This window comes from Bacillus sp. X1(2014) (genome assembly GCF_007678255.1).
Map to the genome: position 1 here is coordinate 321,743 of NZ_VEED01000004.1, position 25,521 is coordinate 347,263.

29 protein-coding genes and 1 other annotated feature are annotated in these 25,521 nt (G+C 36.8%); of the genes, 12 read left to right on the top strand and 17 right to left on the bottom strand.

Translation table 11 applies throughout. From position 1 onward, the window contains the following. The first annotated feature begins 164 nt into the window (after positions 1–164). Together FS608_RS30750 and FS608_RS11385 are read left to right on the top strand one after the other, a co-directional pair. Complete coding sequence (locus FS608_RS30750) at positions 165–599, top strand: hypothetical protein (RefSeq protein ID WP_144549980.1); 435 nt, start codon at positions 165–167, stop codon at positions 597–599. Positions 600–1,031: 432 nt separating this feature from the next. Further along, positions 1,032–2,402, top strand: coding sequence for an MFS transporter (locus FS608_RS11385; protein WP_144549983.1), 1,371 nt, complete (start codon positions 1,032–1,034; stop codon positions 2,400–2,402). A 54-nt stretch (positions 2,403–2,456) separates the two neighbouring features. On the opposite strand, the gene trhA is transcribed toward FS608_RS11385, so the two are convergent. Together trhA and FS608_RS11400 are read right to left on the bottom strand one after the other, a co-directional pair. Next, positions 2,457–3,104, bottom strand: coding sequence for a PAQR family membrane homeostasis protein TrhA (gene trhA, locus FS608_RS11390; RefSeq protein ID WP_144549985.1), 648 nt, complete (start codon positions 3,102–3,104; stop codon positions 2,457–2,459). A 565-nt stretch (positions 3,105–3,669) separates the two neighbouring features. After that, positions 3,670–4,275, bottom strand: coding sequence for a LysE/ArgO family amino acid transporter (locus FS608_RS11400; RefSeq protein ID WP_144549989.1), 606 nt, complete (start codon positions 4,273–4,275; stop codon positions 3,670–3,672). An 86-nt stretch (positions 4,276–4,361) separates the two neighbouring features. Between FS608_RS11400 and FS608_RS11405 the strand changes: the two genes are divergently transcribed. After that, positions 4,362–4,721 (top strand): hypothetical protein, encoded by a 360-nt coding sequence (locus FS608_RS11405; protein ID WP_260871645.1) that lies wholly within the window; start codon positions 4,362–4,364, stop codon positions 4,719–4,721. Here FS608_RS11405 and FS608_RS11410 read toward each other — a convergent pair. Both FS608_RS11410 and FS608_RS11415 read right to left on the bottom strand, forming a co-directional pair. Beyond that, positions 4,718–5,347, bottom strand: a complete 630-nt coding sequence (locus FS608_RS11410) for a TVP38/TMEM64 family protein (protein ID WP_144549993.1) — start codon at positions 5,345–5,347, stop codon at positions 4,718–4,720. The genes FS608_RS11405 and FS608_RS11410 overlap by 4 nt on opposite strands. A 109-nt stretch (positions 5,348–5,456) precedes the next feature. Beyond that, positions 5,457–6,230: a C40 family peptidase gene (locus FS608_RS11415; RefSeq protein ID WP_144549995.1), complete on the bottom strand. Its 774-nt coding sequence runs from the start codon at positions 6,228–6,230 to the stop codon at positions 5,457–5,459. 374 nt (positions 6,231–6,604) lie between these two features. Between FS608_RS11415 and FS608_RS11420 the strand changes: the two genes are divergently transcribed. Further along, a complete protein-coding gene (locus tag FS608_RS11420) occupies positions 6,605–7,786 on the top strand; it encodes a TIGR04053 family radical SAM/SPASM domain-containing protein (protein ID WP_144550099.1) in 1,182 nt (393 codons plus the stop codon). A 192-nt stretch (positions 7,787–7,978) separates the two neighbouring features. Continuing rightward, positions 7,979–8,929: a magnesium/cobalt transporter CorA gene (corA, locus tag FS608_RS11425; protein ID WP_144549997.1), complete on the top strand. Its 951-nt coding sequence runs from the start codon at positions 7,979–7,981 to the stop codon at positions 8,927–8,929. 61 nt (positions 8,930–8,990) lie between these two features. Here the strand turns inward: corA and FS608_RS11430 are convergent, their stop codons facing one another. Further along, on the bottom strand, positions 8,991–9,347 hold the full coding sequence (locus FS608_RS11430; protein ID WP_260871646.1) for a hypothetical protein: 357 nt from the start codon (positions 9,345–9,347) through the stop codon (positions 8,991–8,993). 203 nt (positions 9,348–9,550) lie between these two features. On the opposite strand from FS608_RS11430, the gene FS608_RS11435 reads away from it, so the two are divergent. Together FS608_RS11435 and FS608_RS11440 are read left to right on the top strand one after the other, a co-directional pair. Beyond that, positions 9,551–10,573, top strand: coding sequence for a M42 family metallopeptidase (locus FS608_RS11435; RefSeq protein WP_186328690.1), 1,023 nt, complete (start codon positions 9,551–9,553; stop codon positions 10,571–10,573). Positions 10,574–10,584: 11 nt separating this feature from the next. Then, entirely contained in the window at positions 10,585–10,800 is a 216-nt protein-coding gene (locus FS608_RS11440; protein ID WP_144550003.1) for a twin-arginine translocase TatA/TatE family subunit, read from the top strand. 312 nt (positions 10,801–11,112) lie between these two features. Here the strand turns inward: FS608_RS11440 and FS608_RS11445 are convergent, their stop codons facing one another. Continuing rightward, positions 11,113–11,676: a hypothetical protein gene (locus FS608_RS11445; RefSeq protein ID WP_144550005.1), complete on the bottom strand. Its 564-nt coding sequence runs from the start codon at positions 11,674–11,676 to the stop codon at positions 11,113–11,115. A gap of 447 nt (positions 11,677–12,123) precedes the next feature. On the opposite strand from FS608_RS11445, the gene FS608_RS30200 reads away from it, so the two are divergent. After that, entirely contained in the window at positions 12,124–12,261 is a 138-nt protein-coding gene (locus tag FS608_RS30200) for a hypothetical protein (protein ID WP_186328687.1), read from the top strand. Positions 12,262–12,420: 159 nt separating this feature from the next. Here the strand turns inward: FS608_RS30200 and FS608_RS30755 are convergent, their stop codons facing one another. The 7 genes from FS608_RS30755 to hmpA form a co-directional block, all read right to left on the bottom strand. Beyond that, entirely contained in the window at positions 12,421–12,570 is a 150-nt protein-coding gene (locus FS608_RS30755; protein WP_222127336.1) for a hypothetical protein, read from the bottom strand. A gap of 37 nt (positions 12,571–12,607) precedes the next feature. Beyond that, positions 12,608–12,976 carry a VOC family protein gene (locus tag FS608_RS11455; protein WP_144550007.1) on the bottom strand — a complete coding sequence of 123 codons (369 nt, stop codon included), beginning with the start codon at positions 12,974–12,976 and terminating at the stop codon, positions 12,608–12,610. Positions 12,977–13,191: 215 nt separating this feature from the next. Beyond that, positions 13,192–14,172: an ABC transporter permease gene (locus FS608_RS11460; RefSeq protein WP_026566923.1), complete on the bottom strand. Its 981-nt coding sequence runs from the start codon at positions 14,170–14,172 to the stop codon at positions 13,192–13,194. After that, positions 14,165–15,079: an ABC transporter ATP-binding protein gene (locus tag FS608_RS11465; protein WP_144550009.1), complete on the bottom strand. Its 915-nt coding sequence runs from the start codon at positions 15,077–15,079 to the stop codon at positions 14,165–14,167. The genes FS608_RS11460 and FS608_RS11465 overlap by 8 nt, the downstream gene beginning before the upstream one ends. Positions 15,080–15,092: 13 nt before the next feature. Next, positions 15,093–15,866: an SGNH/GDSL hydrolase family protein gene (locus FS608_RS11470; RefSeq protein WP_144550011.1), complete on the bottom strand. Its 774-nt coding sequence runs from the start codon at positions 15,864–15,866 to the stop codon at positions 15,093–15,095. Between the two features lie 180 nt (positions 15,867–16,046). Next, entirely contained in the window at positions 16,047–16,655 is a 609-nt protein-coding gene (locus FS608_RS11475) for a DedA family protein (protein WP_186328688.1), read from the bottom strand. A 173-nt stretch (positions 16,656–16,828) separates the two neighbouring features. After that, positions 16,829–18,043, bottom strand: coding sequence for an NO-inducible flavohemoprotein (hmpA, locus tag FS608_RS11480; RefSeq protein ID WP_144550015.1), 1,215 nt, complete (start codon positions 18,041–18,043; stop codon positions 16,829–16,831). Between the two features lie 289 nt (positions 18,044–18,332). Between hmpA and FS608_RS11485 the strand changes: the two genes are divergently transcribed. After that, positions 18,333–19,181, top strand: a complete 849-nt coding sequence (locus FS608_RS11485) for a DegV family protein (RefSeq protein ID WP_144550017.1) — start codon at positions 18,333–18,335, stop codon at positions 19,179–19,181. 243 nt (positions 19,182–19,424) lie between these two features. Here the strand turns inward: FS608_RS11485 and FS608_RS11490 are convergent, their stop codons facing one another. Further along, entirely contained in the window at positions 19,425–20,105 is a 681-nt protein-coding gene (locus FS608_RS11490) for a vWA domain-containing protein (RefSeq protein WP_144550019.1), read from the bottom strand. Between the two features lie 154 nt (positions 20,106–20,259). Between FS608_RS11490 and FS608_RS11495 the strand changes: the two genes are divergently transcribed. After that, positions 20,260–20,847: a YdcF family protein gene (locus tag FS608_RS11495; RefSeq protein WP_395947773.1), complete on the top strand. Its 588-nt coding sequence runs from the start codon at positions 20,260–20,262 to the stop codon at positions 20,845–20,847. A 42-nt stretch (positions 20,848–20,889) separates the two neighbouring features. On the opposite strand, the gene FS608_RS11500 is transcribed toward FS608_RS11495, so the two are convergent. Next, on the bottom strand, positions 20,890–21,456 hold the full coding sequence (locus FS608_RS11500; protein WP_144550023.1) for a GNAT family N-acetyltransferase: 567 nt from the start codon (positions 21,454–21,456) through the stop codon (positions 20,890–20,892). A gap of 373 nt (positions 21,457–21,829) precedes the next feature. Next, positions 21,830–23,260 (bottom strand): proline--tRNA ligase, encoded by a 1,431-nt coding sequence (gene proS / locus FS608_RS11505; protein ID WP_144550025.1) that lies wholly within the window; start codon positions 23,258–23,260, stop codon positions 21,830–21,832. A 49-nt stretch (positions 23,261–23,309) separates the two neighbouring features. Further along, positions 23,310–23,525, bottom strand: a binding site (T-box leader). A gap of 153 nt (positions 23,526–23,678) precedes the next feature. Here proS and FS608_RS31220 point away from each other — a divergent pair. Together FS608_RS31220 and FS608_RS11510 are read left to right on the top strand one after the other, a co-directional pair. Continuing rightward, positions 23,679–23,810 carry a hypothetical protein gene (locus tag FS608_RS31220; RefSeq protein ID WP_260871647.1) on the top strand — a complete coding sequence of 44 codons (132 nt, stop codon included), beginning with the start codon at positions 23,679–23,681 and terminating at the stop codon, positions 23,808–23,810. A gap of 154 nt (positions 23,811–23,964) precedes the next feature. Further along, a complete protein-coding gene (locus FS608_RS11510; protein ID WP_144550027.1) occupies positions 23,965–24,858 on the top strand; it encodes a cupredoxin domain-containing protein in 894 nt (297 codons plus the stop codon). Between the two features lie 50 nt (positions 24,859–24,908). Here FS608_RS11510 and FS608_RS11515 read toward each other — a convergent pair whose 3' ends face one another. Beyond that, positions 24,909–25,445 (bottom strand): PepSY-associated TM helix domain-containing protein, encoded by a 537-nt coding sequence (locus tag FS608_RS11515; protein ID WP_144550029.1) that lies wholly within the window; start codon positions 25,443–25,445, stop codon positions 24,909–24,911. Positions 25,446–25,521: the final 76 nt, after the last annotated feature.

The following is a 25,521-nucleotide window of genomic DNA, read 5'->3' on the forward strand; positions in this document are numbered from 1 at the left end:
GGTGAAAAATATGGGACTTGTTATGTATATAATTATTGCTTGCTTGGTTGGTTTTGACCGTCTTCTTTTCATCGAAAAAGAAATTACCCAGTAATGTAAATATCATACTATTTCTAGCGATTCAGATTGTTCAAATCAACATTTTTACAATCATATCCCTTAAAATGAATTTATTTACTTTTGGTAAAGATCCGGTAGAATTTATCACTGTTTTAATTTATCGGGACCTCATCATTCCATATTTACTGCTATTATTTGTCAATCAGTTGTCATTCACTAAGATGACTAGTATCAGAATACTCATTACAGCGGTTATTTTGACCCTTTTATTGGTTTGTGAAAATTTACTAAGAATATTAGGATATAGTCATAACCATCATTGGTCCATCTGGCAATTCAGCCTAGTTTGTATCGGGCAGATGGTTTACTCGCTACTTATTGAGAAAATGTTAATGAAATTAGCGTCTAGGAGAAACAGGAATATAATGGTCCATCTAATCTATGATCGTCGCTTTGATATAAATGAATGGTTTGTTCTTGGAATGATCTTTGGGGGGCTTGGTTTCATTTATTTTTGCCTAAAAAATTACCAGAATTGACAGCCGCCTATTGTTTCCTCATTGGCCCTTTTCTAGGAATGATTTTTGACCATACTATTGCCGTTCCACCGTTGGATTTATATGATGTTGGTGACGAAGCAATCTACTCTTTATTTGTTTGCTTTCCTATACGATGTACGCACCATTTGGATATATTTTTGTTTATTTTTATGAACGCTTTAAAATTACTGGTCAGAAAAAAGTATGGTATATTATCATTTGGACCATTATGGCAATCCTTTTAGAAAGGCTTTGTGTGACCATTGGTGTTTTTCAATACAAAAATGGGTATAAGATCGCCTATTCTATCCCGATCTACTTTTTTGTTGAAAGCCTCCTACTCTTTTTCTATTTGAATTTTTTTCAAAAAAAAAGACTCCCCGTCGGAAGTTAAAAATTAAATAAATTCTATTTCGAGCAAAGGAAAATAAAATGAAGAAAAATCGAGCATTATTTTTAACAGCGGTTGCCTCAGGCACGATGTTAAATCCGCTTAACTCATCTATGATTGCATTAGCATTACACAGTATTCAAAAGGATTTTCACCTTTCTTTTTCAACTGTTTCTTGGCTAATCTCCAGCTTTTATTTAGCAAGTGCGGTTGCACAGCCAGTAACGGGAAAAATTGGTGATATTTTCGGTCGAAAAAAGACCTTCTTAATTGGGCTTATTTTAGTTGCCCTATCTGCTCTTGGTGCAGCTCTTGCCTCTACCTTTCTGATGTTATTGATCATGAGACTTTTTCAATCGATTGGCAGCAGTGCCATATACCCATCCGGAATGGCGTTAATTCGTGATCATATTAAGGATAGACAGGCCTCAGCTCTAGCTGTTTTATCAATTTTTGCTTCAGCAATGGTAGCGCTTGGACCGACCATTGGTGGTTTCTTAATCGTGCTAGGGAATTGGCCAGCCATCTTTTGGGTCAATTTCCCGTTTATTATCCTTAGTTTTCTGCTTGGTTGGTATATGTTTCCTAAGGACATTAAACAGGACAAGTCTCACATGAAAGAGTTATTATCCCATCTAGATTTTCTTGGAATCGGATTTTTTGCTGCAGGAATGGTCTTCTTTTTATGGTTCCTGTTATCCTTTGAAGAAAAAATTCATTATTTATCAGGTTTGGTTGGAATCATCTTTTTCGGTTTATTTGCTTGGAGGGAGTTAAGGGTTAAAGAGCCATTTATTGATATACGGATTTTTAGAATACATCCAAAACTTTCGATGGTCTATATCCAGTTTATTTTTTTAAATATCTTTTTCTATTGTTTATTTTTCGGATTGCCTAGTTATTTTCAAGAAGGAATGGGTTTAAGTGTTGAATTAAGCGGTATGTTAATGCTATTTATGTCAGGAGTTAGCATTATTATATCAACTGTTACTGGAAAATGGATTGACCGTACGGGTGTAAACCAGCCAATTATGGTTGGGGCATTCATATCAATTATTGGTGCGTTGACTTTTATGTTGTTTTTTGTTCAATCCTCCTATCTTGGTATTGGGATTATTTTATCAATCATGGGCTTAAGCTACGGAATTGGAAATGTTGTTCTCCAAGTGGCGATGGTGAAGGAAAGTCCAAAAGAGATAATTGGCACCACCTCTGGCCTGTTTCAAACCTGCCGATATTTAGGCTCAATTCTAGCATCGATTATCTTGGGATTAATTTTTGGAGAAAACATTACTGAGGAAAGCATGAAAATCATCGGAGCGGTATTAGTGGTTACAGGAATCATTAGCTTTTTAATGAGCTTATGGTTTTCACGAGAGACAATAAATCTTAAAAAAATGCGGCATGTTTGATGTTAAACTATTATCGATATAAAAGAAACAGCCTCAAGGTGAGTGCTGTTTCTTTTATCTTAACGGCAATACATAAAGCAAGACACAAAAAAAGTGTACTGTACTGGCTGCCAATACAAATAGATGCCAAACCGCATGGTGATATTTAAACCCTCGCCACACATAGAATATGGCGCCTAGTGTATAAAGAGCACCGCCAATAATTAAATAAGTCATACCCTGTGGCGAGAGATTATTGACTAAAGGTTTCCAGGCAAAAACAATTAACCACCCCATGACAACATAAAGAGCTGTGGAGGTAAAAAGGTACTTTTTCACAAAGAAACATTTAAAAACAGTGCCAGCAATCGCCAGTCCCCATACAATTCCTAACAGTGTCCAGCCTAGTGCTCCTTTAATTACAATTAGTAGAAACGGGGTATAGGTCCCGGCAATGAAAAAGTAAATAGAAGAATGGTCAAATATTTCGAAAATGTCCTTTACCTTTCCTTCCGGGAAGCTATGGAGCAGTGTTGAAGACATATAAAGAATCAGCATTGTTACACCAAAAATTGTAAAACTTACGATATGCCTGACATTCCCGTAAAGGGAAGCAAATGTAATCAATATAACTAAGGCAGCAATACTAAGCATTACTCCTATTCCGTGTGTGATTGAATTCGCGAGTTCTTCTTTCTTTGAAAAAACATGTGTTGCTGCCATTAGAATTCACTCCCTGCCAATAACCAAATCTTAAATGATATTGATGAAAATAACATGATTATGACAGGAGGACAATGTATATTTGTCATTAATCTTAGAAAAAAAGTGCAACTCATCCTGGAGTATTAATATCCTTCCTATTATTATCAATCATTTTCTTAATGTTTTCTTTCGGATTCCAGCAATTAAATTTGTAGGCCGTTTTTGTTTCAAAGCCTAAACGACTACAAAAATAGTGCATCCCCTCTGCCCTTTTCTCTGCTTTAAAATGCCTGCATGTCGCGCAACAATGAAAATCTCTCATTTTATCACCTTTTCTTATACTATTAATCTTTCGTTCATAATTTATTAATATTTATCCATTATCATATAAATAGGTTCACGGAAGAACCTTAAACCTCCGCCCCCTTAAAATATAGATTAGTTTTGCATACCCGGCCAATAGCTGGGTAATTTTTTTTTATAAAAAAAGCACGCATTCATACTTAAATGCGTACTTTTCATGTTGTTAAGTCAATTGTTAATGACGGAAGGATGGATTGAATAGTCTTTGAAACTCATTCATTTAAAGAGAAATCATAAGATAAATCGCAGTTCCCCACATAATTATTGCGGAAATCTTATTTAAAATAAGAATAAATCTCCCTGAAGAATCTACTTTACCAGCCAATCTACCTACGATTGATAGTCCAAAGAACCAAAACCAGGAAACCAAAATACATACCACCATGAAGGTAATTTTGGCTGAACCCGAATAGGATAAGGAGCTAGTACCAATTACTCCAATGGTATCCATGATTGCATGAGGGTTTAATAAAGAGACTGAGGCAGCAAACATTATCTGTTTTTGGGGCGAGAATGTATTACCTGTTGTTTTCTCTTCATTAGGTTTACTTTTCCACGTAGAATACCCCATGTATAGTAAGAAAAGAATTCCTCCAAGCAATAACGCCATTTTTATCCAAGTTATCCCTAAAACAACCGCCGAGACACCAAAAACAGCTAAAGAAATAAGTAATGTATCACAAATTGAAGCGGTCAGAACAACTGGTAGCACGTAAATCCACCGCGACTGCATCGCCCCTTGATTAAAAATAAACACATTTTGGACTCCAAGTGGCAGAATGAGCCCAAAAGCTAGAATAAATCCATGTATTGCAGCACTTATCATATTGTATCTCTCCATATGTATTTTCAAATAGAAGTATACTTCTTCTAAACCCTGTCAATAACAATACCAATCAATGAAAAATTGGGGTGTTTAATTTGAAGGGAATTTATTTTATTAATGATCGTATTTGTTTAGATGGACTTAGCAAGGAAGAAAGTATAGCCATTCAAGAACAATCCTTAAAAAATTTTATCAATGAACAAAAAATTCAAGTCGTAAAGTTCAATCCTTATCAGTTGAATGACTATTACACCATTCCACATGCTCTTCTTTACGACTTAAAAAAGGAAAAAGTAAGCATCGATTGTTTTTTATATTATTCCTCACAGGTCATAGAAGATTTCATTTACAGTTATCCAGCTAAATGGCTCATCTTAAAAAGCTTCTTTAAGGAAGTCATCTCTGTTGAAAAACAAAATGATTTAAACATTCGAGAAGTCGTTTAATCCAGTGATTTATTTGCTTGTTTGCGATAAATAATAATAAAGTTAATGATAAAAATAAAAACCAAATATACACCATAGATTCCAAAAGAATAGAGCTTGTTGTTACTAAATAATGCACCAGCATACGACAAAAGTAGAATATTTGGTATTTTTCCTATGAGTGAAGCCGTAAAAAAAGTTAGCCATTTGACATGACTTAAACCACACACGATATTAACAACTGGTGCCGGTATGATTGGAATTAATCGACAGGTTAAGATCGCAACAAAGGAATTCTTATTTAGAAACTCATCGTATTCTTGAACCTTTGGAAAATTCATTAGTTTTTGCTGAGCATAATCACGAAAACCATACCTAGATAAGAAAAAGAATGCCATTGTTCCTGCCATGGCACCTGTTAAGGAAACTATCATACCTTGAGATGTTCCAAATACCGCACCAATCGTTCCTGCAAGAACGGGAAATGGAATCACGGGAAAAAAGACACAAATCGCTACCAATATCATACTAATCAAAATGGATAAGGCTCCCCCTTGTTTAACAAGGTGAAGTAATTCATCCTTTTGAAAAAAACCTATTGCTATGATTAACAACAGAATCCCTATACTTAATATTCTTTTAAACATCCGACAACTCCATTCACTTCATTTTTGATTAATCCTATCATACTATATTTTTAATTTTGGAAAAATAAAAAAGAGCCTTTCGTATTGAAAAGGCCCTCCAGTTTATCTATTAAAATGCGGTTCTCGCACCAAGGTATCTTGGTTTCCAATAGGAATTTGTCATATCTGCGATTGAGACGCCTTTTGAACCTGCTTGAATGAATTGGTTGTTGCCTAAATAAATCCCTACATGCGTAGGACCTGGAGCGTATGTTTCAAAGAATACTAAATCTCCGGCTTTTGGGGTGCTGACAGACTTCATTCCTGACCATTGAGCAGCCGCCGTTCGTGGAATTGATACTCCCACCTTATTAAACACGTAGCTTGTTAACCCACTGCAATCAAAACCAGCAGGCGTATTTCCACCCCATAAATAAGATGTCCCAATGTACTTTTTGGCTTCATCAATTACCATTTGAGCCTTTGATACTGTCGGAGCAGGCACTGGTGTAGATGTACCACTTGTAGTTAGTTTCAACACTTGTCCTACATAAATCGTATCAGTAGTAAGATTATTCAGTGATTTAAGCTGAGCAACTGATAGTTTGTTACGAACAGCGATTAGGTATAATGTATCCCCTTTTTGAACTGTATACGTTTCAATCGCTGTTTCATGACTGTGTGGAGCTAACAATGTCAGCTTCTGATTTACAAAAAGAGAATCAGATGTTAGGTGATTCCAAGTTTTCAAGTCTGCTACAGTAACTTTATTAGCTTGTGAAATTTTCCAAAGAGTATCCCCTGACTGGACAGTATAGATGTTTTCGTGTGCACTTGCCGTCCCAGCATATGTAGAAATCAGGATCCCCGCCGTTGCTGCGATAGATAGTAGATGTTTCTTCATCGTAGCACTCCTTCATTTCGTTTATGTATTAATATCATAAACGAAATTTACAGGTTGTTAGAATCCCCAAAGATATGGCTTACCTAGTAAAAAGTAACAGAATTAGTAAATAAGTCCTTTAATATTACAAACAAACTATTACCCAATCCTACAAAATGTAACATTATGCATTGAAATTTTATTTTCATTAATATTTTTGTAATAAAAATGTAATAAAAAGATGATTAAGATATTATTAGAAATCAGATAATTCACACAAGTAATGTAGAAATATTGTAACAATCCTAACATGCACTCTAGTCTGTTAAACCTATAATAAACCTATAGAAACAATCTTTATAGTTTTATAAATCATAATGATTTGGGTGATGATGATGCAAGGAATAGGAAAAGGACATCCTCATGCTGTGGGGCATCCACATGGAATGAGAAATGTAATCGATTATGAAAAGAATCCATTTATTGTCATTTGGGAAGTAACAAGAGCCTGCCAACTTAAATGTGTTCACTGCCGAGCTGATGCGCAGCTTACTCCAGATCCACGCGAACTAACGCATGCTGAAGGAATTAATTTAATTGATCAAATCTATGAAATGGATAATCCGATGCTCGTATTTACTGGCGGGGATTGTATGTTGCGAGAAGACCTTTATGAGCTTGCTGATTATGCGATCAAAAAAGGTATGCGTGTTTCGATGACACCAAGTGCGACTGCGAATGTTACCAAAGAAAAGATGAAAATGTTTAAGGACGTCGGACTTTCTCGCTGGGGCTTTAGCTTAGATGGTCCAACCCCAGAGATACATGACCACTTTCGTGGGACTCCTGGATCCTTTGATTTAACCGTTGAAAAAATTAGGTACTTAATCGAATTAGATATGCCGCTTCAAATCAATACCGTCATTTCTCGTTATAATTATGATTCGCTTGAACAGATGGCAAAGCTTGTCGGTGAACTTGGCGCAGTCATGTGGTATATCTTCTTGCTAGTTCCAACAGGCAGAGGACAAATGGACGCTTGTATCTCTCCCGCTGAGCATGAAAAAGTGTTTCGTTGGTTATATGAGTTGAGCAAAACTGCCCCATATGATATCAAAACAACGGCAGCCCAGCATTACCGCAGAGTTGTGTTACAGCAAAAAACACGCGAACAATTGATTGAAAAAGGCGAAATTCATTACGAAGACTCCATTACTACAGATTTTGCTTCTATGCATGACGGTTTAAAGCGGGCACCTAAAGGTGTAAATGATGGCAACGGCTTTGCATTTGTCTCCCATATTGGTGATGTCATGCCAAGTGGCTTACTCCCAATTGTAGGTGGAAACATCCGTGATACCCCACTCGCTGAAATTTACCGTGAGGCCAAAGTGTTTAAACAACTACGGCAGCCTGATAACTACAAAGGAAAATGCGGCGTTTGTGAATATAACAAAATGTGCGGCGGCTCTCGCTCACGTACCTATGCAGTGACTGGAGACTATATGGAAAGTGAACCGTTCTGTGTCTACATACCACAAGCGATGCGGAATAAAGAAACTGCACCAAGTGTGTAATATTTTTAGATCTATGAAGAGGCATTCTACTATAGAATACCTTTTTTTTATTCATTTAACCCCTCATCTTCAATGTTTATTTTTTTACTTCTCCCCAACTACTTTCTTTATAAATTCCTCATTAGATGGTATTTTATTCCTAAACTATACCATCCTATAAAAGAAGATGGTCAGTCAAGATAAGGAGTTATTATGATTAAGACAATTGCTGTAAATAAAAATTATCAATTGGTTAAAGATGTAGCAATCGTTGATTTGCTTAAAGGGGAATATAAATGGTATTGGATTGATTTTCATCTACCAACTGATGAGGAAATCGAATATCTACGAGATCCTTTTCATTTTCATCCATTGGCGATCGAGGATTGTATTAATCATTTACAAAGACCTAAGTTGGATTATTATGAAGACCACACTTTTTTTATTACACAGTCCCTAAATCACCAAACACTCACAAGAGATGAGATTGATTTTTTCCTAGGTGAAAACTATATCGTTTCCTTTCACCTTAACCCTTCAACTGAAATCGAGGCAGTATGGAAACGATTTACTGAGTCGACTAACATTGAAAAGTGGGAGCCAACACATGTTTTATACCTTGTCCTTGATAAAATGGTAGATAGTTATTTCCCACAAGTCTTTAAAATCGAAGAACGATTAACTGAAATTGACGAGAATTCTAGAGGAAGATCCATGGAGGCATTGCTTGAGGATTTATTTGATACAAGGCACTATCTTCTATCATTGAGGCACACCATTTCACCGATGCGCGACCTAATATACAGAGTTCTAAATTCACAGCGACTAACTTCCATCCAGGGGAAAAGGGAATATTATTCTGATATTCATGACCATTTATTGAAATTATCAGAAATGATTGAAGCAAACCGTGAACTAACCACGGACATCCGCGACAGCTATATATCACTTAACTCCCATCAAACCAATCATGTCATGAAGGTTTTAACCGTGATTACCACGATTTTTATGCCACTCTCTTTTATCGCTGGATTGTATGGGATGAATTTCCATTACATCCCTGGATTATCTTGGAAATATGGATTTTTTGTCACGCTTCTTCTAATGGTTATTGTTGCATTAGGCATGTCTCTTTGGTTTAAGAAGAAGGGTTGGTTCAGATAAAGGTTTTTACCATGGAAAAGGACTAGCCCCTGCTAGTCCTTTCTTTTCTCGCAAACGATGTTTATTTCCAATCTTCGTAGGCGACAGTTCCACCAGTTAAATCAATCGTGTTCCGATCCCCTTTATAATAGGTTTTTCCATCTTTTTTAAAAATGAATTTTTCATAGGTATATACCTTATGCCCATTTGGCAGATGAATAACCACCTTCGGCCCTGGGTTTTCTATCGGAGCTTCAATTTTAATTGTGTTTTGATAATAGTGTCGAAATACAATGAAACCGGAAGTTACTACAAGGCACATGACTAAGAAAATAAATAAACCCTTTATGAATGATTGCTTCGGCTTAGAATGGTATAGTTCAGCTCTAGTCAATTTTTTCTCCTCCAATTGTTGCTGAAGCAGCACATAATTTTTCAAATAATCCGAATACTTCATTAATGCCCAAAACCTTCTTTTTTAATCCATTTGAAAAAAATTAACACCTGTTAAGTTATGCATTGTCTTTGTATTAGTTGACCATAATTGCGAATAAACACATGAATGTCATAATTATGTATAATAGTTGCAGAGGTATTTAGAAAGGAGCAGTTGCTGTGGTAAATACAAATACTAAAGAAACAATGAAATTAATAGCTGACTTAGTATCCATTCCAAGTCCATCTGGAAATACAAATGAGGTTATTACTTATGTTGAAAAATTCCTAGCTGAATTACAAATTCAAACATACAGAAACCGTAAAGGAGGGCTAATCGCGACAATTCCAGGAAAGGATTCAAGTAAACATCGGATGCTGACAGCACATGTGGATACGCTAGGTGCGATGGTAAAGGAAGTAAAATCAAATGGACGCTTAAAAATTGATCTAATTGGCGGATTTAAGTTTAACTCCATCGAAGGCGAATACTGTCAAATTGAAACAAGCAGCGGAAAAAAAATCACAGGAACCATTTTAATGCATCAAACTTCTGTCCATGTCTATAAAGATGCGGGGAAAGCTGAGCGCAATCAGGACAATATTGAAATAAGAATTGATGAAAAAGTACATAATGCTGAAGAAGTTCGTGCACTTGGAATTGAAGTGGGTGATTTTGTTTCATTTGACCCCCGTGTAGAAATCACACCAAGTGGTTATATTAAATCGCGCCATTTGGATGATAAAGCAAGTGTGGCTATTCTTCTACAATTAATAAAACAAATAAAGATGGAAAATATCACCCTCCCCCATACAACGCATTTCTTAATTTCTAACAATGAAGAAATCGGATACGGTGGTAACTCCAATATTACTCCCGAAACTGTGGAATATTTAGCAGTCGATATGGGGGCGATGGGAGACGGACAATCAACTGATGAATATACTGTTTCCATCTGTGTGAAAGATGCAAGTGGTCCATATCATTTTGAATTGAGAAAGAACTTAGTGCGACTTGCCGAGGAGAACAATATCGATTATAAACTGGATATTTATCCTTTCTATGGTTCAGATGCGTCAGCTGCAATCCGCTCTGGTCATGATATTGTCCATGGCTTAATCGGTCCTGGTATCGATTCTTCACATGCGTTCGAGAGAACACATGAAACTTCCATTGAAAATACTGCAAAACTGCTGTATCATTACGTGCAGGCGGATTTAATCCAGTAGGAGATGAAAATATGTTTTCAAATATTGGTGTACCAGGATTAATTTTGATTTTAATCGTAGCTTTAGTCATCTTTGGTCCAAACAAACTCCCTGAAATTGGCCGTGCCTTTGGCCGTTCGATTCGTGAATTTAAAAAAGCCACTGATGGAATTGCGGATGATATAAGGGAAGAAATAAAAGAAGATATCAAAGAAACACAACAAGGTACAATTAATTTAAAGAAGTAATTCTTAACTCTGAAAACATCCCCTTCAATCACTTGATGGGGATGTTTTTGGATATTACCTTTTTGTGAATAATTGAACTTGATTCATTAATTTTTTCCTGGATTTTGGATTTCGGAGTAAATATGCTGCGCCAAGTGCAACGGTAGTCATCATCAAATTTTTTCTTTTCATTTTGAACCTCCTCATTGATTATCATTTTTAAATGTTCCCTTTATTAAGCCATTTTAACAACTGAAAATATTTACAATCTGTACCCAAAGAGAAAAAATAAAAAACTAATTCCGCTTGAATTAGTTTTTTTACTGATGCTAATTACTTTTTTAATAATTCTTTGATTTTTTCATTATGTTGTTTACTTTGTTCTAACAATTGATTCAGAAGTAATGCTGCTTGTTTGTTATCCTTCTTTTCAACTGCCATCTTTAGTTCATGGAACGTTTTCCAATGAGACATTTCTTTTCCGCCGTGTGCTTGTTTAAAAAATTCTTCTTTTGTTATCTTTCCAGCATCGAATTGTTTTTTTAGTTCTATAATTTTTGCCATTTTTTCTTTTTTCCATTGCTCACGTTTGGCGGCATTCTCAGGACTCATCCATTGGTTCCTTAGAGTTTTCTTCTCAGCAAGGACTGCCGTCCATTCTGCTTTTTTCTCTGGTGTATACTGGTCTACCCAGGAAAGAAGCATTTTCTGTTTTTCTTCCATCTTTGCTTGCCAATCTTTATGCATCATATTGCGATGCCCTTTTTCTTCACAATTGCACGGGGCTTTTTCCCTCTGTTCACCATTGGAGGTATCTGGTGTGGATGGGGCGGCGGCTGCCATTCCAGGCACTGACATTAATATTCCTAATGATAAAAGTAACAATTTAAACTTCATAAGTATCTCCTTCCACATAGGTATTTAGTAAACTTCATATCTGGTACGAAATTATCATTCCCAGTAATTGAAAAAAAATTTACCAATTTGACAAATTCTTAGTAAAAATACTATTGTGGAATTATTTTAAGTAGAGTATTCTATGAATAGAACATATGTGAAACACTTCACAAAATATAAAACTTGAAGATTTATTTTTTTGAAAATACATATGTGAAATAATTTACAATAAATTATATAGAGATATTAGGAGTGGGAAGTTATGAACAAACCAAAAATCGTGATTCTAGGTGCAGGATACGGCGGAATTATCACAAGTAAGAAATTAGAGAAACTACTTAAATCTGGTGAAGCAGATGTTACTTAACTGCTTTTGAATATCACCACAAAGGCTCTGTCACTTCGATTGGACTATCTGCTGGAGTTGGTAAAGTAGGGAAGGTCCGATTGTCAGGCTTAATTGGTGCATTTATGAAGCTAGTCATTGAAGCCCGTTACTTGTTTAGTCTTGGCGGTCCTTCATTAATCATAAAACAGCACTTTGGAGTAAGCAGTGAACCAGTGAAAATTACTGCGAAACAATAATAAATAAACGAGCGATTACTTTTAGCTTGTTTCCTTTCCAGTTGGTCCCCCCTTTCTGGAATTTGAATAGAATATCCCTATGTAATATGGCCTTCAATCCCCCAATTAGAGGCAAACAGCCCCATTCCAATTGTTTGGAGTGGGGCTGTTTTTTATTATTTAGGCTGTGTTAAACTTGTCTGTTGATCTCCGTTCCAGGCACTTCGCTTTCCGCGGGCGTGCCGGGGAGCCTCCTCGTCGCTTTACTCCTGCGGGGTCTCCCTTGCCCCGTACTCCACCAGGAGTCTTCGTGCCTTCCACTCCAATCAACAGAGTGCCAAAATCAACAATTATTTAAAGGCGTTTCCTAATCCCATTCTAAGAGCTCAAGACGATTGCCGAAGGGGTCGTGCAGGTGAATTCTGTTTGCCCCTGGAAGTAGATGGTCTTCTGTAAATGTAACTCCCTTTTCATGTAGATGTCTTTTTAATTCTTCAATATTTTCAACAACTAAGGCAGGATGTGCTTTTTTTGCTGGTGAAAACGGTTCTTCTACACCAATGTGAAGTTGAAAGGTTCCAAATTCGAACCAAGCACCGCCTCGTTTCTTTAATTCTGCAGGCTTTTCCACTTCAATTAACCCTAGTATTCCACCAAAAAATTCCCTTGCGACTTCTTCACAACCCTTAGGGGCAGCAAGTTGGATATGATCGATCTTTTTTATTGCAAATGACATAAACACTCCTCCATTTGTCAATTCTCCTCTCTCATATTTTATTAATTTTATAATTTTCTTTCAAGTTAGAACTTTTATTATTTATCTTTAATAATTGGTTATGTTGAACTTGGCCGATTGATGTCCGCCCAATCAACAGGGTGCAAAAACTCACAGTGGTTAAACAAAGCTAAATAATAAAGGCTATTCCCGCCAATACGGAAATAGCCTCTAGTTTAATATACATCTCTTTTTGTAAACACAAAGAATGAAACGAAGATTGCTACTGCCCACCAAGCGAAAAGGACTTGAATGGAGAATGACAGGTTCATACCTTCTATCGGTGGTGCTGTTCCTTTCATATAATCCGTTAACCGCAAATTGACCATAAAAAAGTACTTGGCGGATTCCCACGAGGACACCATGTTTGTTAAGATAGCTCCTGAGATTAATGAAGCAAGCATAACACCCATCCCAGCTGCGGTACTACGAATCAATACTGACAGCATAAAGGAAAGCGTACCAACAACAATGGATACAAACCAGACTAGCCCAAAGTCCATTAATAAAAACTTCCATTGACCCATCAGTTTAACTTCTGACGTATTCAATCCAGTCTCAGTCACATTAAATCCAGTTAGGATTGGTGCACCCCACCCCTTGTAACCAAAAACGAGGCCTGATATTAAATAAGAAAGAATCCCTGCAATCGCAATGATTAAGGAAATGGCTAAACACAAAGTAAAATATTTACTCAGAAGAACTTTCCACCTCTTGACGGGCCTTGTTAACAGTAGCTTGATTGATCCTAAGCTATGTTCAGACGAGACCAAATCACTGGCTATTACCATAACCATTAAAGGAATAAACAGATCAATCGAGTTTTCCAGGAAAATTCTCATAAACGTTGGGGCACCTGGCTCGGACGGATTGATATCATGGTCGAGATAGTATTGTTGCTGCTGGAGAGAGATTTGCAGCTGCTTTTTCCATTCATCTGTTATTCGACTGCTGCTTAAACGATTCGTCGTATCAACAATCTGCTGTTGTAATATTGTTCGCCAATCACTGGTTCCAAGTTTCTCACGTTGCGTTTGGACTTGTTTATATTGTGCATATGTAAATAACATGACAAGAACACCAATAATGATAGCAATGACAATGAGCCGTTTCTTGGCAATCAGTTTCATCATTTCATTTTGAATTAATTTATTCAATCATGTCACCCCCCGTAAGTTCGAGGAATAAATCTTCCAGGACTGGCATTTTCCGATTCATTTCCATGACGGAAACACCAGCTTCAACCAATTGCTTATTCCACAGAGGAATCTTTTGTTCATTAAATTCCGTCAATATAGTGCCATCATCTGTTTCTTCAATATTTGTTAGAGAACGTAATACATCCTTTCCCCTCTCCAGTGGTTGTATATGCCAAATGACTCGTTCGCGATTGGAAAGCAATTGTTGAACCGTATCTGTTCGAATGATTGTCCCTTTGGAAATGATCGCGACTCGATCACACAGAAGTTGAATTTCACTTAAAAGATGGCTTGACACTAAAACACTCAAACCTTCTTCCTCTGCCAGATACCGAATAAATTGACGCATTTCCCTAATTCCTGCCGGATCCAAGCCGTTGGTCGGCTCATCAAGTATCAACACTTTTGGATTTCCCAATAATGCTTGAGCAATACCAAGCCTCTGTCTCATCCCTAAGGAATAGGTTTTTACTTTATCATGGATTCTTTCTGTTAGACCGACAAGTTCGGTAACTTCTTTAATCCGTCCTTCTCCGATCCCTTCAATCATTCTGGCAAAATGAAGTAGATTATTATAGCCAGACAAATAGGGATATAATTCTGGGTTTTCCACAATACAACCGAGGTTGGTCATTGCTTCCTGAAAATCCCCCTCAATATTAGAGCCACAAATATGAATGCTCCCTGATGTCGGTTTGATTAATCCGACAAGCATGCGGATTGTTGTTGTTTTTCCTGCTCCATTCGGTCCTAAAAAACCAAATACCTCTCCTTCTCGTAAATCGAAAGTCAATCCTTTAATGATTTCCTTTTTTCCAATCACCTTTTTTAAATCTTTAACTGCTAATGTAATTTTTTTCTCCATCGATTTCCCCTCCTTACCAGGTGAGCAGTGAGGCAACTCGTTCGGCAATTAAACGATACCCTTTTGAGTTTGGATGAAACTTGTCTGAATATAGATAATCATTTACCTTTAACTCAAACAAATCGAAAGTTGGGACAAACACTATTTTTGGAAAAGATGCGCTGACTTCTGCACTGTCATAATTCCAATGGCGAACCACCTTTGACATTTCTTTTCCATGATCTAAATCAATAAAAGGGTTATACAATCCAATGAAAAACACATTAGCATTAGGATTGTTTTGGCGTATTTGTTTTAAAATAAATTTTAAATTATTCAAGTATTTCTTTTCAATGGAAGCAATATCTTCTGTTTCAAAGTCCATTAATGCTTGGCCCCCTCGGAACAAGTCGTTCCCGCCAATCGTGACCAGCACCATATCAGCTTTCCCGATTTGGCGGCCGACTTCCGTTTCCTGGACTTGTTTTCTTAATGAATCAGACCTTTGACCATTAATGCCGAGATTGGTAAGTTGAACTGGACGTTTTGTTTTTTCCTTGATTTCATCAACTAAGACACCGACATACCCCTTTCCAGTCTCATCCCCAGTTCCACGAGTTAAGGAATCGCCTAGGGCCACAATGGTTAAGCCTTTTTTATTTTCTACTTTGGAAACGGTCTTTACTTCCGGAACCTTCTCAGGTTTTCCCGCATAATACTCACCAACTGCCCAGACAAGCCCGACCAGCCAGAGGAGGCAAAACAATACAGCTATGCCCGTAATCGAACGAATGACATTCTTATTCATGAAACTAACATCCTTTCTGGCCATTTCTCTCTTTCATTTAATCATAGTTGCGATATGATTCAAACTTTCAATACGTGTCATTGCTGAATTTTTCCAAAGTGTCGATAATTGGTAACTTTTAATAGTACTTTTACAATAAAAACAAAGGAATCTCTCTGAGAATTCCTTTGCTTTAATCATTTATTTGGTTCCAGCTTCCATAACAACATTCCTTATTTTCTTAATCACATAAATGATTCCCAATAGGATGAAAAGGACGATACTTGTAATAATTACGTATCGCTTGATAGCTTCAAAATACATTTCCCATTGAGGTCCAAGGATTTTTCCTAAAAAAATGAAACTTGAAACCCATAGGGTCGATCCAATTCCCATATATAAAATATAAACCCTGATTGGAACACGAGTGATCCCTGAAAAATATCCGATGAAATGTCTAAATACAGGGATGAATATTGAGATAATTAATAGTTTATTTCCATATTTTCTTATCCAATTTGAAATGGCAGCTAAACGTTCAGACTCTATATGAAGCCGCTTGCCATGCTTTTCAAAAAATTGCATACCGAGCTTATATCCCACCCAATAGGAGAGCAACATACCTAAGGTACATCCCAATGCTGAGGAAAGAATACTACCAAACCAATTGAGTTGTTCAAGAAATGATAGAAAACCTGCATATGCCAACACTGCTTCCATCGGGATTGGAAGTGCCAATATCCCTAGCGCGATTGAAAGAAAAAGGACTAGATATCCATACTCGTTCATAATTGTGGTTAAAAAATGCAATGATGAAAGCTCCTTTCTCTTTTAGGATTTATGGCAGTAAAAGGCAATAATCGATATAGGTATTTTATCCATTCTTCTCTAATCTAGTAGCGCTTTCCATGAATTAATTGGAATCAAAGAAAAAATGCTGGCAAAAAAAGCCGATTTCCATAAGAAATCAGCTTTTTTCTTTACTATTCTTCTAAATTCCCCATCGGGCCAAAAAATTCAAAATGAATTCTATCTTCGGTTACACCAATTTCCTTTAATGAACGATTAATTGCTTTCATAAATGGAATAGGTCCACAGAAATAGAAGTCTGCATCCTTTGCATTGACTTTTTCTTGCAGCCAATCGCGAGTTACATATCCTTCCACATCAAATCGGCTATTTTTGCGATCCTCTTCTGTAGGTGAATCATAGAAGAAATAAGAATTAACATTGTCTAATTTCGATAATTCCTCTACTTCATCTCTTAAAGCATGGACATTCCCATTAGCAGCGGCATGAACAAAAGTGACCTTCCGTTCTGGTTGAACTTCTACAACTGTCTTTAACATACTCATCATTGGTGTTAAACCAACCCCGCCACTAAGTAACACGACAGGTGTATTTTTTTCAGTATTTAAAACAAAGTCGCCTGCAGGAGCACTAACTTTTAAAATATCACCTTGATTTACACCATCATGTAAATAGTTGGATACCATACCGTCTGAATTTTGTGTACCTGCTTCACGTTTCACACTAATTCGGTAATATGCCTTACCCGGTGCATCTGACAGGCTGTATTGACGAATATGAGTAAATTTTTCACCAGCTATTTCTAATTTGATACTAATGTATTGTCCAGGGGTAAAATCTGCAATTGCCTTATGATCTTCAGGTGTTAAGTAAAATGAGGTGATCACTTCACTTTCAACTACTTTTCGATCAACAATAAAATTGCGGAAGCCACTCCAGCCTCCTTGTTTATTTTCTGATTCATCATATAATTCTGCCTCAACACTGATAAAAACATCGGCAATGACATTATATGCTTCTGCCCATGCATCAATAATTTCATCTGTTGCTGCATCACCTAAAACATCCTTAATAGCTAGCAAAAGATGTTTCCCAACAATCGGATAGTGCTCTGGCAAAATTCCAAGGCTTCTATGTTTTTGTGCTATTTGTTTTACAACCGGAAGAATGGCTTCCAAATTATCAATATACATTGCAGCGGCATAAACCGTTCCAGCTAATGCTTTTTGTTGTCTGCCTTGTTTTTGATTAGCATGATTAAAGATATTTAATAATTCAGGATGGTTACCAAACATCAATTGGTAAAATCGAGTGGTAATGGCTTCGCCATGTTTTTCTAATACGGGTACAGTAGATTTAATTATTTCAATTGTTTTTTGATCTAACATGAATAACACTCCCTATGTAATTACTATTTCCATAGTGATTATATGAAATTTCACACGCATACTAAGTGATTTAAATCACAGTTTCCTATATTTGAATAATTTGAACTATATATTTTTGTCACAAAGTGTTAACTTTTTAATATGACAAATATAACTTGTCGTCTATTATTCCTTCTTGTAATGTTGAACCTAGTTATCAAAATACTTAATAATTCCATTAAAATTTACCCAAAACGAATGAGGTAACGGATACTTAAAAAGAGATTTACACTGGAGGAAGAGGATTAAGATGAATAAACTAAAAATTGCGTGGATCACTGACACCACGGCTTCTCTCAGCCAAGAATTCATCGAGGAAAATAATATTCACGTTGTTCCACTAAATATTATCATTAACCAAGAGTCCTACAAGGAAACTATAGATATTACTCAAAAAGAGTTTTACGAGCGAATGAAACAGGAAGATTCAAAATTTCAAACCTCCCAGCCAGGACTTGGTGATTTTGTGGAACTTTATACAAAATTAAAAGAAAACTATGACTTTGGAATCGCTATTCATGCCTCCAGTTCACTCTCCGGAACATATCAAACCTCTGTGATGGCAGCGGAAATGGCTGGTTTTAAATTGGTACCTATTGATTCCATGACTGGCTCCTACCCACTCTCATTTTTAATAAAAAAAGGGATCGAACTAGTAGAACTAGGGTATGAAATCAGTGAAGTGGAGGCAAGACTTAATGGATTACGGGAGCATACACGTTTATACCTAGTCCCATCAAATTTAGACCAACTCAAAAAAAGCGGCAGAGTATCAGGCGGCCAAGCCATCCTAGCCTCTCTATTTAATATCAAGCCTATTTTAGCAATCGAAGATGGAGGCGCTAAGATAAAAGATAAAGTTCGAACAGAAAAGAAAGCTATTGCATGGTTAATTAATAATTTAAAAACTGATTTGGAAACAAAAACTGTTACGAAGGCAGCTATTGTCCATGCTAACGATCTCGAACGCGCTACTGCGTTAGAGAAATTAGTCAACGAAACATTCCCGGAAATTAAAACGGAAAAAATGATGCTAATTACAGTCGCTGGAGTGCATACGGGAGTTGGAACACTAGGACTTTCGTGGGTTTGCGAATAATGTAAGAAAAAGGACTGATCAATTCAGTCCTTTTTTCTTATAATGAAGTCGCCAGAGATTTCACATGTTGTAACAGTAGTAGCTATTTGTGCCCGTAACATTGAAAAATAGATGAATGGGGGGAACAATTAGACGCTATTTATGCCCATAACCTTGAAAAAAAGATGATTGCGGGAACAATTAGATGCTATTCGTGCCCCTATTCACGAACTTTAATTGAATCAGGTAACAATTAATTTTACTCTAAATTTTCCCACCTGGTAAAATTCCTTTAGCTTTGGCTTCATTTAACCAAGATGGGAATTCATTTAGTAACTGATTATACAATTCCTCATCAGTGGTTTTTTCGATATCTTTAATGTGAAAAAAGTTTGCATTATCGATATATCGTCCTTCCATAGTGTCCAATTTTTCTAAAACTTCAAAGTTGGAGTCACTGATACCAACAAACTGCCAAAAAATCGGTTTTGTTGACGATTCAACTACTGGTTTCTTAATTGTTCTTTTACAGCCACCATCATTAATGAAAACAATAAAGGCGGGTTCCTTGGCCGGAGATTCTACCGTGTATTTTTGAATGACATCCTCCATAACAGGCGGTTCATCATTTCTTCCGAATTTATGTATTAAATCGTTAGCTAAAATATACTCTTCTACATAGTTGATAAAATCCTGTTCAGAAACTGATTTCAAACGAGAAAATTCATTATCATAAACCCAAATATCCAATAATCCATCATCATCAAATTGGCTAGCTACCGCAAGAATACGCTCCACAACTTTTTGAACCGTACCATTTTTGTATAAGTTTCTCATAGAACCTGAGATATCCAATACTAGACCAACTCTAGAGACGACTTTCGTTAGCTTTTTCTTTTCTAATACAATACCGGCCGTTTTTTTCAATAGACTAATTGATGACATTATAAACCCTCCAATAACGAAATGGTGCAAGAAAAGTAAACTGATTCTTCTATTATTATACTTTATTTCAAAAATATGTTAGAGTTTTCCACTAATTTAATTTATTATTTTATATTATAGGTTTAAAAAAATGACATGAAATGGATTTGAAATGATGAAACATAAGAAAAGAGTGTTTGGATTGGCTGCTGTTCTGGTTATTCTAGGTTTGATTTATATTGGTTTTTTACAATTTAAAATTAGTCAATATAGTCATAAAGACGTTCCTAAAAATGCAGACTATTTGATTGTACTTGGGGCTAGGGTGAAAGGAACTGTCCCTTCCCTTGCGTTTGCGAGTAGAATTAATGCTGCCGCCGAATATTTAAAGAGAAACAAAGAAACAATTGTCATCGCTTCTGGTGGAAAGGGACCTGGTGAAGATATTTCTGAAGCGGAATCGATCAAGAGAGAACTGGTCGACCAGGGCATAAGCGAGGATCGGATTATTTTAGAAGATCAATCCACTGATACCTATGAAAATATTAATTTTTCAAAAAAGCTAATTCCCAAGGGTGATAGGCTTGGACTGGTCGTGACAAATAATTTTCATCTCTACCGTGCCGTCTCCATTGCTCGAGACTATGGCTTAACGGTACAGGGGCTCCCTGCAGAAACTCCATGGATTGCTGTGCCAAAGTCCTATTCACGCGAATATTTAGCGATTACAAAATATTATTTAAAGAAATTTATCCTAGACTAAATTTCAAAAAACAAGAGTACTGTGCTTCAGTACTCTTGGTTATTAATCTTGGGTTGTCTTTGCATAAATACATGTATCTCGTAATTCTTTACCATCCGCTGAAAGTCCCTCATTCTGTAAAATCCCATCTAAGTGAAATCCTAGTCGTTCAGGAATAGCCCGGCTTTTGACATTATTAGAGTCGCAGCGGATTTCCACCCGATTTGCTTTAAGTTCGGTAAAGGCAAATTTAGTGATTGCGTGAGTTGCTTCGGTAATATACCCTTTACCGCTAAAGCGCGAATCAATCCAGTAACCAATCTCAAACTTTGGAATGCTCCAGTTAATTCTATGCAAACCTGATGAACCAATGAATTCCCCTGTTTCTCTATTAAAAATATGTAGCCTTAAATCCTCACGTCTGAAAAACTTAGCGTGTGCATCACGCATATTTATTTCAACTTCTTCCTCTGTTTGCTCGCGTTGGGCCCAAGGCATCCATTCTTTTAGTTCAGTTAAAGAGGCCTGCATGGCTTGGTAGACAGCTTTACCATCTCCGGGTAAAGGCTTGCGTATTAGTAATCTCTCTGTGTAAAACTCTTCTGCAAAGTCTAATAGTATTGGTTTCATAATCTTGTCCCCCTTCTGAATTTAAAATATTCGCTGCTGATTTTGTAATTCCTTTTTCAAAAAAAATTACCTTAGAATGGATTCGCTGATTGGATGGGAAAATTCGCCGATTGATTAGGAAGATTCGCTGATAGAATATTGGAATTCGCCGATAGAATCATTAAATTCGCTGATAGGAAATTCCGCTGATTAGCTTGCCGAAAAAAATTAGCTCATTTAACTGAGAAATTTGCTCATAAGACCATCAAATTCGCTCATTGAATTGAAAAATCCGCCCATTGATTCCAAAAATTAGCTAAATACCCTAATATTGCCCCAATACGGCACTAAAAAGGACTCTTCCCATCAAGGAAGAGCCCAAGAATTGCTATTATTAGTATGCTTTTGCCCAATAAACCATCTTGTCTGCATCTTTTCCACAGCAGACACACTTATCCGATACCTGTTCTTGCTCAAATGGGATACATCTTGATGTTGCCCCAGTATCTTCTTTGATTTTTTCCTCACACGCTAAATCGCCGCACCACATAGCCTTAATGAAACCAGGCTTAGCTTCAAGCGACTCTTTTAACTCGCCTAGAGTTAAGGCAACTGATGTTCTTTCTTCACGGTGATTCAGTGCTTTATTATACAAATTGGTTTGAATTTCATCTAATAACTCAACAAGCTTTGTTTCTAATTGATCTAGTGGAACGAACACTTTTTCTAAAGTATCACGTCTTACTAAAACCACTTGCTTATTTTCAATATCTTTAGGTCCAACTTCTAGACGAACTGGTATACCTTTCATTTCGTATTCATTGAACTTCCAGCCTGGCTTTTTATCGCTGGCATCAATATCTACACGAGCAACTTTACCAAGGGACGTTTTCAAATCATATGCAAAATCAAGCACGCCTTCTTTATGCTGTGCAATTGGCACAATCATCACTTGTGTTGGTGCTGCTTTTGGTGGAATTACCAAACCACGGTCGTCGCCGTGTACCATGATTAAGGCACCGATAATTCTCGTTGTAAAACCCCAAGACGTTTGATGCACATACTGAAGCTTACCTTCTTTGTCCGTGTACTGAATGTTAAAGGCCTCAGCGAAACCTGTACCAAAGTGGTGGGATGTACCAGACTGTAATGCTTTTCCATCATGCATTAAGCTTTCAATGGTAAACGTAGCTTTCGCACCAGCAAACTTTTCTTTTTCCGTCTTTTGTCCTTTTACAACCGGAATCGCAAGGATTTCTTCACAGACAGCGGCATAAACGTTTAGCATTTTAATTGTTTCTTCCATTGCGTCTTCGTCAGTCGCATGGGCAGTATGCCCTTCCTGCCATAAAAACTCTAATGTCCGAAGGAATGGACGAGTTGTTTTTTCCCAACGGACAACGTTTGCCCATTGGTTATAGAGCTTAGGCAGATCACGGTATGAATGAATGATGTTGCTATAATGCTCACAGAAAAGAACCTCTGATGTTGGACGAACAACTAATCGTTCTGCTAATGGTTCTGATCCGCCATGTGTAACCCATGCCACTTCAGGTGCAAAACCTTCGACATGGTCTTTTTCTTTTTGAAGCAAGCTTTCAGGAATAAACAATGGCATATAAACATTTTCATGCCCCGTTTCTTTAATACGACGATCGAGCTCATTTTTTATATTATCCCATAAAGCATAGCCATACGGGCGGATAATCATTGAACCACGCACACTTGAATAATCGATTAAATCAGCCTTTGTGACGACATCTGTATACCACTGGGCGAAATCATCGTCCATTGCCGTAACATCTTTTACAAATTCTTTTGCCATGTTTGATACACCTCATTATTTTATTAAATACAAAAAGGCCTTGATCCTAAAAAGGGACCATGGCCTGGCGGTACCACCCTAAATTCATAAAGCAAAAATTGCTCTATACACTTTCCTTGATAACGGACATGATCCGCATGTATCTTCAAATTCGATACAGAACTCAGGAGGCAGGTTCAAATGACCGTCTTAAGAAACCTTACACCAATGGTTTCCTCTCTTGGTAAGACTATTTCAATTTACTAATCCCCGTCATAGTTTCAATAGTATTTTTGAAAATTATATATTTGAAAATGAAAAAAGTCAATTTTTTTTATGGAATATTTTTCTGATGTCAACAAATTATCTTCTTATTCACTTTAAACTAGTGTATAAATCGGTTAAAATGCTAGTAATTAGAAAAAATGGGGTGGTTTCCATGGAAAAAGAAAAAGATGATCTCCAACAAAAGGAAGAAGAGAAAGAATTTTTGCTTGAATATATCAAGATGCAAAATGAGGCCATGAAACGGATTTATAAAAATACCCTTGATAACGAAAAAAAGAAATAAATTCACTTCCCAATATAATCCACCTGACTTATCTTACCTCAACAATTTTCATAAAACGTTCATATTAATCACTGAATCTACAAATTTAAATCAGTTATTTGCATTTATAATACTCTTATGTTGTTAATCATTCACACGTAAGAGGAGACTAAAAATGAATATATTTGCGATCATTACGGCAATTATAGTTGCCACTGGAACCGGATATTCCATCTATTCTGTTTACCGTCATAAAAATAAACTAGCTAATACCTCTGGAACGATGATTAGTATGGTCATTTCGGTAATTACAGGTTTACTGACGGGCAGTATCATTGGCATCATTTCAGGTGAGATATTTCTAGTAGTCGGGGTCAGTATGATTATCGGTTTTGTCGTAGGCTTCTTAGCGGGCCACCCAGTCGGGATTTTAGCTATCTTAATGGGCTCTATTTCTGGTTTAATGGGCGGAATCATCGGTGCCATCCTTGGTGCATTTATTCAATTTATTAATCCAACGATTCTACTAGGAATCTTGTTAGGATTCTATATCCTTATTATCGGATTCGTGATTATGTATATTTTCGTAGAATCCAATAATAAATTATCCCTTGATACACAGGAACTTTCTCCATTTGCAATCATCGCCGGGGGAGTTGTGCTGGTATCACTATTTCTGTTTATGTATAGCAGTGATATGGTCGAAATTCCTGGTCAAAGTAAATCGACCCAAACAGAAACTTCCCAAGCTGCTGTAAGTCAAGAAGTTCCCAAAACGGAAGTGGATGTAACGAAGGATAGTAAACCGCTTGTTAAGATGGAGGTCACCACACAAGGGTATACCCCAAATGTCATTCGCGTCAAAAAAGGTGTTCCGGTTGAACTAGAAATAAACAACCCGCTTGATAGTACGAATTGTATTTCCACCTTTATGATTCCTGATTTTAATATTAACAATGTCAACTTAAAAACGGGTACTACAAAACTAACTTTTACTGCTGATCATTCAGGAGAATACACCTTTAGCTGTGGAATGCAAATGTTTAAAGGGACGATAATTGTAGAATAAGCATGACAAAAAGCACACGAAATTCAATCGTGTGCTTTTACTTTATTAATTTATTCAATAAAGCTTTCTGCCTGCCGTTTCTTTCGCTTATTTTCGGCAGCGATAACTTTCATCGATAGATAGATTCCTGTTCCCGTTAAAATCATTAAAGCAACAGCCGTTAAATCTATTAACCATTTTACATTTGTATTGCCAATTCTACCTTCATGAAGTCCACGGATGATTGACATAATCGAACCTTGCCCCATCCCTTGTCCACGAATTCCTTCAGGCAGGTTTCCATTTCCTCTAAAGCCGCGTTGCCCTTGGAACTGACCGTTTCCATTCTGACCATTAGCTTGTCCTTGAAATTGGCCGCTTTGCGGCCCAGAATTTTGTTGATTTCCTTGCTCAAAACCTCCGTTCATTCCTTGTGGACGCTGTCCTTGGTTAAACTGGCCTGGTTGGAAATTCCCCTTTCCCCCTTCGAGCTGTGTTTGTCCGATTAACCAAGGTTCATTCATTAACAGACCTGTCAACGACTCGATAAAGATGAAAATGGAAGCAATTAAGCCTATCCACAGATGTGCCTTTCTCGTACTCTTCATGTTAAGACTTCTCCCTTCAGTTTTCCATGTAAAAATCTTTGCTTGAATAATATCAAACACATTATGAAGGGGTTAC